Below are 14,761 nucleotides of genomic sequence, written 5' to 3'. Positions count from 1 at the left end.
AGGGGTACCCATGATCCGCCACCTGGTCCTGTTCAAGCTGAACGAGGGCGTCGAGCGGGACGATCCGCGGGTCGTCGCCGGGGACCGCGCCTTCCGGGAGCTGGAGGGGCAGGTTCCGGAGCTGGAGTTCTGGGAGTGCGCCTGGAACATCACCGACCGGCCGATCGCGTACGACTACGCCATCAACTCCGCCGTCGCCGACGAGGCCGCCCTCAAGCGCTACATCGAGCACCCCGCCCACCAGGCCGCCGCCGGCCAGTGGCGCGAATTCGCCACTTGGGTGATCGCGGACTACCCCTTCTGACCCCTGCTCATGGGCTGACCCACGAGCCGGATCAGCCGCCCCTCGCCCTTCGGTGAGGGGTTTTTTTGTTGGGTTTAAACCCCCTTATGCCGTCAACACGACATTTTGCGGTGCTTGCACACAGTGGACATGTCTTGTGATGCTATGACCGCTTTTGACGGATGAGTTGACCGTAGTTGACCACGAAGGGGTGGCGTCACCGTGCCGGCCAGTACAGCGCCTCAAGTGCCACCCCAGTCCGTCCAGCCGCCCTCGGCCGCCTCCCAGGGACCTCAGGGTGCCCCGGGGTCCCCGCAGGCGGCCTCGTCCGGCATGCCCCCCAAAGGCCCCGGGCACGCCCCCCAGGCCGCCCCCGCCGACGAGATCCAGACCGAGACCCCGGACCCCACCACCCCGCCCGCCAGAACCCGCGGGGCGGACACCAGAGCCCTCACCCAGGTGCTCTTCGGCCAACTCAAGGGGCTGGAGCCGGGCACCCCGGAGCACGGGCGCGTCCGGGCCGCCCTCATCGAGGCGAACCTGCCCCTCGTCCGGTACGCCGCCGCCCGCTTCCGCAGCCGCAACGAGCCGATGGAGGACGTCGTCCAGGTCGGCACCATCGGCCTCATCAACGCCATCGACCGCTTCGACCCGGAACGCGGCGTCCAGTTCCCCACCTTCGCGATGCCCACCGTCGTCGGCGAGATCAAGCGCTACTTCCGCGACAACGTCCGCACCGTCCACGTCCCCCGGCGGCTGCACGAACTCTGGGTCCAGGTCACCGGCGCCACCGAGGACCTGACGACCGCTCACGGGCGCTCCCCCACCACCGCCGAGATCGCCGAGCGGCTGAAGATCTCCGAGGACGAGGTGCTCGCCTGCATCGAGGCCGGGCGCTCGTACCACGCCACCTCCCTGGAGGCGGCCCAGGAGGGCGACGGGCTCCCCGGCCTCCTCGACCGGCTCGGCTACGAGGACCCTGCGCTCGCCGGAGTGGAGCACCGCGACCTCGTACGCCACCTCCTGGTCCAGCTCCCCGAACGCGAGCAGCGCATTCTTCTCCTGCGCTACTACTCCAACTTGACCCAGTCTCAGATCAGCGCCGAACTAGGCGTCTCCCAGATGCATGTGTCAAGGCTCCTGGCCAGAAGTTTCGCCCGACTGAGGTCCGCAAACAGGATCGAGGCGTAACCGGATCGGGTAGACCCTCAAGACGGCGGTTCTGACGGCATAAAAGGCTCACACCCCTTGTTTCCAGGGCGGATTCGGCGTTGAGATGTCGACAAGTCACTACAGCGTGTTGCCGACATGTGACATTCTGCTCGAAGCGCGTTTGCCGCAGCCCCGCCTCCGGTATTCAGGTGGAGGCTGCGTTCCTCCGATGGTCGCGGCCACCGCGACCGTCCGCGACCTCAAGGGGGTGGCATGTCCGAAGAACAGGGCAGCTCGAAGGTGCTCACGCTCACCAAGAGCGTGCCGGCACCCGCCGTGCTCACCAGCTCGCCGGAAGCCATCGACACCCGCACTCTGTCCCGCTCCCTGTTCCTGCGGCTCGCCGCGCTCGGCCCCGCCTCGGGTCCCGACGGAACGGACAGTCCGGAGCGGACCTACGTGCGGGACACACTCATCGAGCTGAACCTCCCGCTGGTGCGGTACGCCGCGGCGCGGTTCCGCAGCCGCAACGAGCCGATGGAGGACATCGTCCAGGTCGGCACGATCGGCCTGATCAAGGCGATCGACCGGTTCGACTGCGAACGGGGCGTGGAGTTCCCGACCTTCGCGATGCCCACCGTCGTCGGCGAGATCAAGCGCTTCTTCCGCGACACCTCCTGGTCCGTCCGGGTCCCCCGGCGCCTCCAGGAACTGCGGCTCGCGCTGACGAAGGCCAGCGACGAGCTGGCCCAGAAGCTCGACCGCTCCCCGACCGTGCCCGAGCTGGCCCGGGCCCTCGGCGTCTCCGAGGAGGACGTGGTCGACGGCCTCGCCGTCGGCAACGCGTACACCGCCTCCTCGCTCGACTCCCCCTCCCCCGAGGACGACGGCGGCGAGGGCTCCCTCGCCGACCGCCTCGGCTACGAGGACGCGGCGCTGGAGGGCGTCGAGTACCGCGAGTCCCTCAAGCCCTTGCTGGCCAAACTCGCCCCGCGCGAGCGGCAGATCATCATGCTGCGGTTCTTCGCCAACATGACCCAGTCGCAGATCGGCGAGGAGGTCGGCATCTCCCAGATGCACGTCTCGCGGCTGCTCACCCGCACCCTCGCCCAGCTCCGGGAAGGGCTCATCTCCGACTGAGGCCCGTACGAGGTCTGGGGTGTGACGGTACGTCAACCACAGTGGCGCGATACGACGTCAGGCGCCTCAGACCCCGGGGCACGGTCCCGCACCATGGCCCCTCGGCCGCCGAGGCACCCTGATCGCGCCTCGGCGGCCGCGCTGCGCCTGGGCGGCGGCCTCCCGACCGGAGCCCCGAGGCCCCCGAGGTGCCAGGCCCCCTGGGTGGTCCAAGCCGGACAGATCCGCCGAGCCCTCGCCCCGCGGCAGCCCCGACCCCCGTCCCGGCAGCGGAGGCGGCCCCGGCACTCCTCCTCCCCCTCCCGCCCCCGCCGCCCTGATCCTCAGCGCTCCTCGGCGGGCGCCGACGGGCAGGCGCTGGTGCGAGGGGGTGCCCGTGGCGTTCGGCAACACCGGTGGCTCACCGGCCCGTTCCGGGGCCATCACCTTCGCCACGCGCGCCATCGGGGCTCTCGGCATCGACTGGGCCGAGAGCAGGCCCGGCCAGGACCCCGGGGAAAAGGAGAACGCCCGTGGAGCTGGCAGCGGGCGCGCGAGGGCGGGTCCGCCGTCCGCCCCACGGGCGTTCCGGTCGTACGGGACTCGTACGGGTCATACGGGACTCGTACGGGCCCGTACAGAGGTCGTACCGGCCCCGCACAAGGCCGCACGAAGGCCGTGCAGAGGCCGTACGGATGCGTGGCGTGCGGTCGGGTCAGGTCAGCGCAGGGCGAGCCACGCCACCGCGCCGAGGACGACGACGACCGCGACGACCGCCGCGATCACCCCGACTCTCGGACCGGAGGAGGTCGCGGCCGGCTGCGCCCGGCGCTGCGGCTCGCCCTCGTCGACGAAGGCGCGGAACATCTGCGTGCTGCCCGCCGGATCAGGGGTGCCCTCGGGGCCCGGCTGAGGGGCGTGGGGGTTGTGTGCCATGGGGCAGGACCCTAGCGAACCCGGGCCTGCCACCCAACCCCCGGGGCCGTCCGGCGGTCCGCCCGACCAGCGGTGGAGCCCGGCGGAACACGGAAATGAGCGGGCTTGACCGGGGGGCTACGGAGGCTTTGGCGTTCCTTTACTTCTGCAAGGCCATTTTCGTTTGCCTGTAGCAACCAACGGCTTCTATGGTTGCCCTAAGCAACAACATGGTCGGCGATACGGCCGGCAACACAGACATCGGTGCGCTGGAGGTTCCGTGGCCGCGCGGAGTCGGTACGAGGAACTGGCCCGGCAGCTCAGCGCCGTCGGGGCCGTCAAGCGGGGGCTCGCCCGCGCACTGCCCCCCGAGTGCCCCGGGGGCTCCGCCGCCGTGCTGACGCTCCTGGACCGGCACGGCGAGATGCGGCTCAGCAGACTCGCCGAACTGATGGCCGTGGACCTCTCGGTGACCAGTCGCCACGTGGCCCATGCGGCCGAGCACGGCTGGATCGAGCGGTCCCCCGACCCGGCGGACAAGCGGTCCCGCATCCTGCGGCTGACCGCCGGCGGCCACGCACAGCTCGACGAGCTGACGCGGCGGACCACCGATGTGTTCGCCCGCAACCTCTCGGACTGGTCCGACGACGACGTCGGCCGGCTCAACGAACTGCTGTCCCGGCTCCGCGACAGCTTCGCCTGTCGCGGACCCGGTGGCTGCGCCCCCGGAAGCCACTCCGGCGAGTGCCGGAACGGCCCGATCGACGACGCGTACACCCGTACACCTGTGTAACAGAAGCAAATACGCACGGATAAGGAACTCAATGGCTACGACCACACCGACCGGTGTGCGGGGCGGCCACGCCAAGCACGGAGGACACGGCGGCCACGCGAGCCCCGGTGGCTCCCCCGGCTCCGGCGCCTCCGCCGGCGCGCCGATGACACACCGCCAGATCATGGAGGCGCTGACCGGGCTGCTGCTCGGCATGTTCGTCGCGATCCTGTCGTCGACGGTCGTCTCCAACGCCCTCCCCGAGATCATCTCCGACCTCGGCGGCGGCCAGAGCGCCTACACCTGGGTCGTCACGGCCTCGCTGCTGGCCATGACCGCCACCACCCCCCTCTGGGGCAAGCTCTCGGACCTCTTCAGCAAGAAGCTGCTGGTCCAGATAGCCCTGATCATCTACGTGCTGGGCTCGGTCGTCGCCGGGCTCTCCACCAGCAGCGGCATGCTCATCGCCTGCCGCGTGGTCCAGGGCATCGGCGTCGGCGGTCTCTCCGCCCTCGCGCAGATCGTCATGGCCGCGATGATCGCCCCGCGCGAGCGCGGCCGCTACAGCGGCTACCTGGGCGCCGTCTTCGCGGTCGCCACCGTCGGCGGCCCGCTGCTCGGCGGTGTCATCACCGACACCAGCTGGATGGGCTGGCGCTGGTGCTTCTACGTGGGTGTGCCGTTCGCCGTCATCGCCCTGATCGTGCTCCAGAAGACCCTGAAGCTCCCCGTCGTCAAGCGCGAGGGCGTCAAGGTCGACTGGGCCGGCGCGTTCTTCATCAGCGCCGCCGTCTCCCTGCTGCTGATCTGGGTGACCTTCGCGGGCGACAAGTACGACTGGCTGTCCTGGCAGACGTACGTGATGGTCGCGGGCTCGGTGCTGCTCGGCCTGGTCTTCGTTTTCGTCGAGTCGCGTGCCGCCGAACCGATCATTCCGCTGCGCCTCTTCCGGAACCGGACCATCACCCTCGCCTCCGTCGCCTCGCTCTTCGTCGGCATCGCGATGTTCGCGGGCACGGTCTTCTTCAGCCAGTACTTCCAGCTCGCGCGCGGCAAGTCACCGACGATGTCCGGCGTCATGACCATCCCGATGATCGCGGGGCTCTTCCTCTCCTCGACCGTCTCCGGCCAGATCATCACCAAGACCGGCCGCTGGAAGGCCTGGCTGGTCAGCGGCGGGGTCCTGGTCACGGCCGGGCTCGGACTGCTCGGGACCATCCGGTACGACACCGAGTACTGGCACGTCGCCACCTACATGTTCGTCATGGGCCTCGGCATCGGCATGATGATGCAGAACCTGGTCCTCGCCACACAGAACCAGGTCGCCCCCGAGGACCTCGGCTCCGCCAGCTCCGTCGTCACCTTCTTCCGCTCCCTCGGCGGTGCGATCGGCGTCTCGGCGCTCGGTGCCGTCCTCGGCAACCGCGTCACCCACTACGTGAAGGACGGCCTCGCCGCACTGGGCCCCGAGGGCGCCGCCTTCGGCCACGGCGGTACCGGCGGCGGGGGCATCCCCGACCTGGACAAGCTGCCCGAGCCCTTCCGGCTGGTCATGGAGGCCGCGTACGGGCACGGCGTCGGTGACGTCTTCCTCTACGCCGCCCCGTGCGCACTGGCCGCCTTCATCGTGACGCTCTTCATCAAGGAGGTCGCTCTGAAGAGCAGCGCCACCGGGAACGCTCCCGAAGAGGACGCCTCGGGGACCTCTCCTGTGAAGGCGGAGGTCCCGGCCGCCGCCGGTGCCGCCGCTCTCGTCCCGGAGGGCGCGGCCGTCCCCGACAGGGGCGCCTTCGACGCCGACGCCGTCACCTCGTACGGCTCCGGCCGGGGCACCCCCGTCCACGGCGTCGTGCGCGGCGTCGAAGGGGCTCCGGTCGGCCGTGCCGCCGTCACCCTGATCTCGCTGGACGGCCGCCAGCTCGGGCGGTCCGTCGCCCGGGACGACGGCGGCTACGCCCTGGAGGCGCCGGGCTCCGGCAGCTACGTCCTGATCGCCTCCGCCGACGGCTTCCAGCCGCAGGCATCCACGGTGGTCGTCGGCCCGGAGCAGCTGGCCTTCGACATCCTGCTCGCCGGTACCAGCGGACTGGCCGGAACCGTGCGTGCCGCCGCATCCGGTACGCCGGTCGAGGGCGCGATGGTCGTCGTCACCGACGTCCGGGGCGATGTCCTGGCCACCGGAACGTCCGGTGGGGCGGGCGAGTTCACGTTCGGCGAGCTGGTCCCGGGCCCTGTGACCGTCGCGGTCAACGCTGCCGGGTTCCGCCCGCTCGCGCTGCCGGTGGAGATCGGCGGGCAGGGCGTCACCCGCGTCGAGGCCGCACTGCGGGCCGGTGCGCTGGTCCGGGGCACCGTACGGGCCGGGGCGGCCCAGAGTCCGCTGGCCGACGCCCGGGTCACGCTGATCGACGCGGCGGGCAATGTCGTCGCCACCGCGACGACCGGCGAGGACGGGGCGTACGCCTTCACCGACCTGGACGCGGGTGACTACTCCGTCGTCGCGACCGGCTACCCGCCGGTGGCGGGCGCGCTGACGGTCAGCGGCAAGGGCGTCGACGGCCACGACATCGAACTCGCGCACCCGGGTGAGTGATTGATCCGTATCCCCTACGCACGCGCGAGCCCCCCGGGGGAGAGCGCGTGAACACGTGAAGGGATCGCAAAGACCCCTGGTCGGGCGGTACTTCTTGCGGAGAGGCTGTCGCGGCCGGGTGGAAAGGGGCCCCGGTGGCGGGTAGGGCAGGCAGGGGACGGCCTGCCGTACCCGCCCCGGGGCCCGACTCATGTGGCCCCCGGGCCATGGAGCCAGGAGCAGGAGAGGGAGATACGTATGGGACTTCGCGCACAGGTACGGACGCGGGACGGCTGGGCGGTCCAGCACGCCGTCGTGACGGTCACCGACACGACCGGCACCCAGGTGCTGCGGGCCGCGGCCGACGAGGACGGGGCCGTCCGCACGGACGGGTCCCTGCCGGCAGGCGCGTACACGGTGATCGTCACGGCGGTCGGTTACGCCCCCGCCGCCTCCACCGCCCTCGTCACCGCGAGCGGCCGGATCGAGGGCGGGCAGATCGTCCTGGCCCGCCAGGGCGGGATCGAGCTGCCCCCGCCGGGCGCCTGGTCGCTGGACCCGGCCCACTCCTCGGTCGGCGCGGTCGCCCAGCACCTCGGGATCTCCAGCGTGCACGGTCGGTTCACCGACTTCACCGGCCGCATGGAGATCGCTGCGGACGTCTCCCGCTCCCGGGTCGACGCGGTGATCGGCGCGGCCAGCATCGACACCGGCAACGGCATGCGGGACAAGCACCTGCGCTCCCCCGACTTCCTGGACGCGGACCGCTACCCGGAGATCACCTACCGCTCCACCGGCCTCACCCCGGCCGGCCCCGACCGCTGGACCGTCCACGGCGAGCTGACCATGCGCGGTGTCTCCCGCCCCGTCGATCTCGACCTGGACTACCTCGGCACCGGGCCGGACCCGTGGGGCGGGGTGCGCGCCGCCTTCCACGCCACCGCCGAGCTGCGCCGCGACGACTTCGCGATGAACTACAACCAGGTCGTCCAGGCCGGCATCTCCGCCATCGGGACCACCCTGCGCGTGGAGCTGGACATCCAGGCGGTCCAGGGCGAGGCCCTGCCGGGATAGCGCGGCGGGGATCCGGCGGTCCGCTGCCGCCGGCGGAGTCGCGGCCGGCCGTAGGGTGGTGCCCATGGCCCCTCGGATCGCGACCAACACCACGGTGGACCTGGATGAGTTGCTGGCGTTCGTACGCCCCCGGCACCGGGCGGTCCTGCTGACCACCCGGGCCGACGGCCGCCCCCAGGGCTCCCCGCTGACCTGCGGAGTCGACGACGCGGGGCGGCTGGTCATGTCGACGTACCCGGAGCGCGCCAAGACCCGGAACGCCAAGCGGGACGAGCGGGTCAGCGTGATCGTCCTCTCCGACGAGTGGGACGGGCCGTGGGTGCAGATCGACGGTGCGGCGGAGGTGCTCGACGCCCCGGACTCGGTCGAGCCGCTCGTCGGGTACTTCCGGAACATCTCCGGTGAGCACCCGGACTGGGACGAGTACCGGGCCGCCATGGTGAAGCAGGGCAAGTCGATCATCCGGGTCACCCCGGAGCGCTGGGGGCCCGTCGCGACCGGCGGCTTTCCGGCGCACCTGGCGCCGGGGCGCTGATGCCCGGCCCGGGGGCGGTGTCGGGGCTGGGCCGGGGTGTGCCCGCGCCGGACGTTCTCGCGCGGGCCCGGTTGCTCGTCACGCCCGAGCTGAGTGCCCCGCTCGTACGGGAGTTGGAGCGGATCACCGGGCGGGGTGCCGAGCGGTCGGGGGGCGGGGGGACGCCCGACGGCCCGCTTCTCTGTGTCGGGGCCGTACGGCCCGATGCGCTGCGCACCGGGCGGCTGCTCTGGTTCCACAGCGTCAACGCCGGTACCGACCCGCTCCTCGCCGCGGGTCCGTGGCCCGCCGGGGCGCTGCTCACCCGGACCGTGGGGCGGATGGGCGAGCGGATCGCCCAGTACGTCCTGGGCTGGGTGCTCGCCGAGTGCCAGGCCGTACCCGAGTACGTCGCCCAGCACGCCCGCGCCGAGTGGCGGCGGCTCCCCACGGAGCCGGTCGCCGGGCAGACCGCCCTCGTCTACGGCACCGGGCGCGTCGGCGGGGCCGTCGCCGGGCTGTTGCGCGGCTGCGGGGTGCGCACAGTGGGGGTGGCCCGTACCGCGCCGACCGGGGCGCCCCCGGCGGGCTTCGACCGGGTGATCGGGGCGGAGGAGGACCCGGGCGCGGAGGCCGAGGAGCTGGCGGGGGCACGGTGGGTGGTCGCCGCGCTGCCGTTGACCGGGGCGACGGAGGGCTTCTTCGGAGCGGGCCGGTTCGCCGCGCTGCGCGGTGCCACGTTCGTCAACGTGGGACGGGGCGCGACCGTGGACGCGGTGGCGCTGGAGGGCGCGCTGCGGGGCGGTGGGGTGCGGCGCGCGGTACTGGACGTCCTGCCCGAGGAGCCCGCCGCGCCCGACGACCCGGTCTGGCGACTGCCCCGTACGGTCATCACGTCGCACTCCGCGGGGATCACCGCGGACGAGGACGTGGCCCAGGACTTCGCCGCCTGCTGGAAGGCCGTGGCCGCGGGGCGGCGGCCGGAGCTGGCGGTGGATACGGGGCGGGGCTACTGAGGGGGCCCGAGCGGGGGCGGTGGGGGAGGCCGGGGCGGGGGCGGTGGGGGAGATCAGGGCGGGGGCGGGAGCGGGTCACTGCGCGGTCGTCGTCGGGGAGCCCGTGCGGTCGCACATCGCCTCGATGCCCGCGATCAGCAGGTCCAGCGCGAAGACGAAGTCCCGCTCGCGCATCTCCTCGACCGTGTCGCCGCCGCGGGCCGCCATCAGCTCGTCGGAGGACTCGACGATCTTCCGCAGGTGCGGCTGGGCCCGGATCGTGCCCATGGCGTGCCGGTGGTACTCGTCCTCCGTCAGCCCGGTCGCGTCGCACCTCGCCTTGAAGTGGCCCTCGACGGTGCCGAATCCGTACACGAACTGGAAGCACGCCGAGAGCGCGCCCGTCTGCCGTTCGAGGGGCAGACCGGTGGCCCGGACGACGTCCTGCACGGCGTACGAGAACAGCATCGAGTTCGGGCCGATGTTGAGGAAGGTCCCGGCGAGCGGGGAGATCCAGATGTGCCGGACGATCAGCTCGCGGTAGCTGCGGGCGAGTTCGCGCAGCCGGTCCCGCCAGTCGGCGTCCTCGCGCGGCGGGGTGATCTCCGCGTAGACCGAGTCGAGCGCCAGCTCCAGGAGGTCGTCCTTGGTGTCGACGTACCAGTAGAGGGACATCGCGGTGACGTCCAGTTCGGCGGCGAGCCGGCGCATGGAGAACTTGGCGAGCCCCTCGGCGTCCAGCAGCCGTACGGACGCCTCGGTGATCCGGTTGCGGTCCAGGCCCGCCGGAGACTCGGTGCGGCGGGAGCGCGACGGGGTCCGTCGGTCGAGCCACACGCTGGTCCGAGCGGGGCTCTTCGCGGGGTCGGACGCGGACACCATGGCGCACACTCTCCTCGTCTTGCGGGGCAGCCCCCGCCGGTACGGTTCGGTCCTGCCCTTGCGGGGCCGCCCCCGCCGTACGGCCCTGCCGACTGTCGGCTACCGGCTGTCAGGGAGGCCGACGTACCGGATGCTTACCGTCCGGTACACGCGTCCCCCCGATGCTATGCCGCCGATCCCGTCGAGTCTGCCCGCCCTCCGCCCGTCTCAGGCCCCTCACCGGCCCCGGTCTTCACGACGTCCCCCGCCTGAGCGGCCTTCCCCGCCCGACCGGACTGCCCCGTCTGACCGGCCTTCCCCACCGGACCGGGCTGCTGGGCAGCCCCGGCCTCAACCGTCCGACCGTTCTCCCCCGCCGGACCGGGCTTCACGGTCCGGCCCGCCGCCGCCTCCGCCCGTTCGGCCCGGCGGAGCAGCAGCGCCGCCAGCAGGCCGCCCGCCAGCACCGCCGCCGCGCCCACCAGCTGGCTGGCCTCCAGGCCCGAGGCGAACGCGTCCTTGATGACCGTGCGCTCCCCCGGCCCGTCGGCGGCCGCCAGTGCGGCGGGCAGCGACGCGGCACCCACAGCGGCCGGTACGAGGGCGGCGAAGCGGATGTTCAGGACCGCGCCCAGCACGGCGACGCCGAGCCCGTTGCCGAACTCCGCCAGCGTGCCGTTGACGCCCGCGCCCACCCCGGCCTTCTGCGGCGGGATGGCGCTCATGATGGCGTTGGCCATCGCGGGCATGGCGAGGGAGATCCCCGCGCCCATCACGACCAGGCCGAGCAGCATCCCGGAGTAGCCGTGCCGGCCGAGCACCGCGATGGCCGCGAGACCGGCCGCCAGCGCGCTCATCCCCGCCGCGATCGTGGCGGGCGTCCCCAGGCGCGGGACGAGCCGGGCGCCCAGGCCGGTGAGGTTCAGGGCGACCACGGTGAGCGCCATCGGCGCCGTCCGCAGACCCGCCTCCAGCGGCCCGTACCCGAGCACGAACTGAAGGTGCTGCGTCAGCAGGAAGAGGGAGCCGCCCATCCCGAAGGCGACCAGGATCGCGCCCGCCACCGCTCCGATGAACTTCTGGTTCCGGAAGAAGTGCATGTCGAGCATCGGGTGCGGGATGTGCAGCTCCCACAGGACGAACCCGGCCAGGACCACGGCCCCGGTGAACGCCGTCGCCACCACCCGGGCCGACGACCAGCCGTGTTCGGGGCCGGAGATGATCGCGAACACGACCCCCGACATCCCGACCGTGGAGAGCAGCGCGCCGAGCAGGTCGGGCCGCTCCCCGCGCGGGTTCTTGAATTCCGGTACGAGCCGGACGACGGCGACCAGGCCGATCAGGGCGACCGGGATGTTGATGAGGAAGATCGCGCCCCACCAGAAGTGGTCGAGCACGATCCCGCCGACGAGCGGGCCCGCCGCGAACCCGAGGGAGTTGACGGTCGCCCAGAGGCCGATCGCCCTGACCCGCTCGGAGTCGTCGAAGATCTGCACGACGACGGCGAGCGTGGTGGTGATCAGCAGCGCTCCCCCGACCCCCATCCCGGCACGGGCCGCGATGAGCTGGCCGGACGACTGGGCGAGTCCGGCGGCCAGCGAGCCGATGCCGAACAGGGCGAGCCCCACGACCAGCATCTTCTTGCGCCCGTAGCGGTCGGCGGAGCTGCCCGCCGTGAGCAGCAGACCGGACTGGACGAGCGAGTAGGCGTTGATCATCCACTGCACATCGGCGGTGGAGGCGCTCAGCTCCGTGGTGAGGGAGGGGATCGCCACATTGAGGACGGTGTTGTCGAGCAGCACGGTGAGCTGGGCGAGGCAGATGACGCCGAGGATCAGCCAGCGCTGCGGATGCCCCTGGGGGGCCGGTTCGGTTCGCGGTGCGGCGGGCGCCGTCATGCGGACTCTCTCTCCTGGGTCGCGGGGTCGCAGGGCTCCGGCGCGATGGATGGGGTCGTGGCGGATCGAGCGCGGCCCCGCCGGTTGTACGGTGTACAGGACGTGGACGTTGTACAGCGTAAGACAGGTCTTGTACGGCGTACAAGTCGATTGCGGACGCCTCCCCGGTCGTGTCGGTGGGCCCCGCCCGGCCCGAGCGGTACGGTTCCGACGCCTGTGCGCGATCCCCGCCGACCCGACCGGAGAGAGCCATGTCACCGCGTCCCCGCATCGCCCGACTCCTGCTCACCGCAGCCCTGTCGGGCGCGATGGCCGGCTCGCCGCCCGCCGCCGCGAACATGCCCGCCCGCGAGGTGCCGCTGCGGGTGGCCACGTACAACATCCACGCCGGGGCAGGCATGGACAACGTCTTCGATCTCGACCGGCAGGCCGACGAACTCCGCCTGCTGGAAGCCGATGTGATCGGCCTTCAGGAAGTGGACCGGCACTGGGGTACGCGCAGCGAGTGGCGCGATCTCGCGGACGAGCTGGCAGAGCGGCTGGGCATGTACGTGTTCTTCGCCCCGATCTACAGCCTGGATCCGGCCGAACCGGGCGGCTCTCGGGCGGAGTTCGGGGTGGCGGTACTGTCCCGGCACCGGATCGTGAGCGCCGAGAACCACGAGATCACCCGCCTTTCGACCCAGGACCCGAACCCGGCCCCCGCCCCCGCCCCGGGGTTCGCGGAGGCCGTCGTACGGGTGAAGGGGCGGCCCGTGCACGTGTACGTGACCCACCTGGACTACCGCCCCGACCCCTCCGTACGCAGCGCCCAGGTCGCCGACACCCGGCGGATCATGGCCGGGGTCCGGGGTCCGAAGATCCTGCTCGGCGACTTCAACGCGGAGCCCGGCGCCCCGGAGCTGGCCCCGCTGTGGGAGGGGCTGACGGACGCCGATCCGAAGGCGCCGACCTTCCCCGCCCAGGACCCGGTCAAGCGGATCGACTACGTGACGGTGGCGAAGGGGACGGCCGCGGTGCGCCGCGCGTGGGTGCCGGAGAGCGCCGCCTCACCCCACGCTTCGGACCACCGGGCGGTCGTGGCGGACCTGGTGCTGCGGGGGCGGTGAGTGCGGGAGGGTCCCCACGTCACCATTCGGGCCCGGGCCGCTTCCTTTCGACGGCCGGGGACGTCCTACATCAGAACACGCGTACCGCAGAAGGGCCGACCATGAGCACCCCGCACGGACTGCAGGAACTGCTGGACTCCCACATCGCCGGGGGCTCGGCGGCGGGATCGGCGCCGGGCGCGGTGGCGCTGGTCGCCCGGGGCGACCGCGTGGAGGTGGTGACGGCGGGCTCGTCCGCCTTCGCGGAGGCCGGGGCAGCCGGGGCGGGAGCCCCGGCCGGGGCCGACCCCACACGACGGGCCCCGGCCCCTCCCCTGCGGCGGGACTCGATCTTCCGGCTCGCCTCGATCACCAAGCCGATCACCGCGGCAGCCGCCATGACCCTGGTCGACGACGGGGTGATCGCCCCCGCCGATCCGGTCGCCGCCTGGCTCCCCGAGCTGGCCTCGCCGCTGGTCGTCCGCACGCCGGGGAGCCCGGTGGACGACGTGGTGTCGGCGGTGCGCCCGATCACCGTCCTCGACCTGCTGACCTTCCGGGCCGGGTACGGCTTCCCGTCCGACTTCTCCCTCCCGGCCGTCGCCCCGCTGTTCACCGAGCTGGAACAGGGCCCGCCCCAGCCGCAGACCGTGCCCGGACCGGACGCCTGGATGGCCGCGCTCTCCCGCATCCCGCTGCTCCACCAGCCGGGCGACGGCTGGCTCTACAACACCTGCTCCGACATCCTCGGGGTCCTCGTCTCCCGCGCCGCCGACCGGCCCCTGCCCGCGTACCTGGCGGAGCGGCTGTTCGAGCCGCTCGGCATGACGGACACCGGGTTCTCCGTGGCCCCCGCTGCGCTGGACCGGTTCACCAGCTACTACCGGGTGCGGAAGGGGGGCCCGGAAGGCGGGCTGGAGCTGGTGGACGCGCCCGACGGGCAGTGGAGCCGGCCACCCGCCTTTCCCTCGGGGGCCGGCGGCCTGGTCTCGACCGTCGACGACTGGTACGCCTTCGGCCGGATGCTGCTCGCCGGGGGCCTGGCGGACGACGGGCGGCGGGTGCTGAGCGCCGAGTCCGTGCGCCAGATGCTCACCGACCACCTCACCCCGGCCCAGCGCGCGGAGAGCGGGCTCTTCACGGAGGGCCAGGGGTGGGGTTTCGGCGGCTCGGTGGACGTGGAGATCACGGCCCCGTGGAACGTACTCGGCCGCTACGGCTGGCTCGGCGGCACCGGCACATCGGCCCACGTCATCCCGTCCACCGGCACGGTCGCCGTCCTGCTCACGCAGCTGGAGCTGGCCGGGCCCGCCGCACCGCGGCTGATGCGGGACTTCTGGACGTACGCGGCCGGGTTCTGAGCCCGGCCCCCGACCTCCGGGGACCGGGCCCGACCCCGGCCCCCGGCCCGTATGCCCCGGACCATCAACTCATCGGCTGTGTCGAGCTGTAGGAGGCGGCACGGCCGACCGTGACCTCGGTGACGCCTCCCTCATCGCGCCGACGGACCCGACGACG

General features: G+C 72.5%; 13 protein-coding genes. 10 read left to right on the top strand and 3 right to left on the bottom strand.

Features of this window, described 5'->3' with window-relative positions; translation table 11 throughout:
- The first annotated feature begins 10 nt into the window (after positions 1-10).
- The 3 genes from AC0682_RS17105 (at position 11) to AC0682_RS17095 (ending at position 2,575) form a co-directional block, all read left to right on the top strand.
- Positions 11-304, top strand: coding sequence for a Dabb family protein (locus AC0682_RS17105; protein ID WP_030562785.1), 294 nt, complete (start codon positions 11-13; stop codon positions 302-304).
- Between the two features lie 312 nt (positions 305-616).
- On the top strand, positions 617-1,474 hold the full coding sequence (locus tag AC0682_RS17100) for an RNA polymerase sigma factor SigF (protein ID WP_254812084.1): 858 nt from the start codon (positions 617-619) through the stop codon (positions 1,472-1,474).
- Between the two features lie 234 nt (positions 1,475-1,708).
- Positions 1,709-2,575, top strand: coding sequence for an RNA polymerase sigma factor SigF (locus AC0682_RS17095; protein WP_254812085.1), 867 nt, complete (start codon positions 1,709-1,711; stop codon positions 2,573-2,575).
- A 699-nt stretch (positions 2,576-3,274) separates the two neighbouring features.
- On the opposite strand, the gene AC0682_RS17090 is transcribed toward AC0682_RS17095, so the two are convergent.
- Positions 3,275-3,490, bottom strand: a complete 216-nt coding sequence (locus AC0682_RS17090; protein WP_478533645.1) for a hypothetical protein — start codon at positions 3,488-3,490, stop codon at positions 3,275-3,277.
- Positions 3,491-3,749: 259 nt separating this feature from the next.
- On the opposite strand from AC0682_RS17090, the gene AC0682_RS17085 reads away from it, so the two are divergent.
- The 5 genes from AC0682_RS17085 (at position 3,750) to AC0682_RS17065 (ending at position 9,417) form a co-directional block, all read left to right on the top strand.
- Positions 3,750-4,262: a MarR family winged helix-turn-helix transcriptional regulator gene (locus AC0682_RS17085; RefSeq protein ID WP_254812086.1), complete on the top strand. Its 513-nt coding sequence runs from the start codon at positions 3,750-3,752 to the stop codon at positions 4,260-4,262.
- 145 nt (positions 4,263-4,407) lie between these two features.
- Positions 4,408-6,834, top strand: a complete 2,427-nt coding sequence (locus AC0682_RS17080; protein WP_478533751.1) for an MFS transporter — start codon at positions 4,408-4,410, stop codon at positions 6,832-6,834.
- Positions 6,835-7,071: 237 nt separating this feature from the next.
- Complete coding sequence (locus AC0682_RS17075) at positions 7,072-7,887, top strand: YceI family protein (RefSeq protein ID WP_478533643.1); 816 nt, start codon at positions 7,072-7,074, stop codon at positions 7,885-7,887.
- A gap of 64 nt (positions 7,888-7,951) precedes the next feature.
- The gene (locus AC0682_RS17070) at positions 7,952-8,422 is read left to right on the top strand and encodes a PPOX class F420-dependent oxidoreductase (protein WP_478533641.1); all 471 of its coding nucleotides are present in this window, start codon (positions 7,952-7,954) and stop codon (positions 8,420-8,422) included.
- Complete coding sequence (locus AC0682_RS17065) at positions 8,422-9,417, top strand: NAD(P)-dependent oxidoreductase (protein WP_478533640.1); 996 nt, start codon at positions 8,422-8,424, stop codon at positions 9,415-9,417. Before AC0682_RS17070 ends, AC0682_RS17065 begins: the two co-directional genes overlap by 1 nt.
- A 75-nt stretch (positions 9,418-9,492) precedes the next feature.
- Here the strand turns inward: AC0682_RS17065 and AC0682_RS17060 are convergent, their stop codons facing one another.
- Together AC0682_RS17060 and AC0682_RS17055 are read right to left on the bottom strand one after the other, a co-directional pair.
- On the bottom strand, positions 9,493-10,278 hold the full coding sequence (locus AC0682_RS17060; protein ID WP_478533639.1) for a TetR/AcrR family transcriptional regulator: 786 nt from the start codon (positions 10,276-10,278) through the stop codon (positions 9,493-9,495).
- Between the two features lie 164 nt (positions 10,279-10,442).
- Complete coding sequence (locus tag AC0682_RS17055; protein WP_478533637.1) at positions 10,443-12,155, bottom strand: MFS transporter; 1,713 nt, start codon at positions 12,153-12,155, stop codon at positions 10,443-10,445.
- 251 nt (positions 12,156-12,406) lie between these two features.
- Between AC0682_RS17055 and AC0682_RS17050 the strand changes: the two genes are divergently transcribed.
- Both AC0682_RS17050 and AC0682_RS17045 read left to right on the top strand, forming a co-directional pair.
- Positions 12,407-13,264 carry an endonuclease/exonuclease/phosphatase family protein gene (locus tag AC0682_RS17050; RefSeq protein ID WP_478533635.1) on the top strand — a complete coding sequence of 286 codons (858 nt, stop codon included), beginning with the start codon at positions 12,407-12,409 and terminating at the stop codon, positions 13,262-13,264.
- 101 nt (positions 13,265-13,365) lie between these two features.
- Positions 13,366-14,604, top strand: coding sequence for a serine hydrolase domain-containing protein (locus tag AC0682_RS17045; RefSeq protein WP_478533633.1), 1,239 nt, complete (start codon positions 13,366-13,368; stop codon positions 14,602-14,604).
- Positions 14,605-14,761: the final 157 nt, after the last annotated feature.

The organism is Streptomyces sp. NPDC043746, assembly GCF_056436485.1.
The sequence above is the reverse complement of the archived record's forward strand: the minus strand, read 5'-3'. Positions and strand labels throughout refer to the sequence as shown.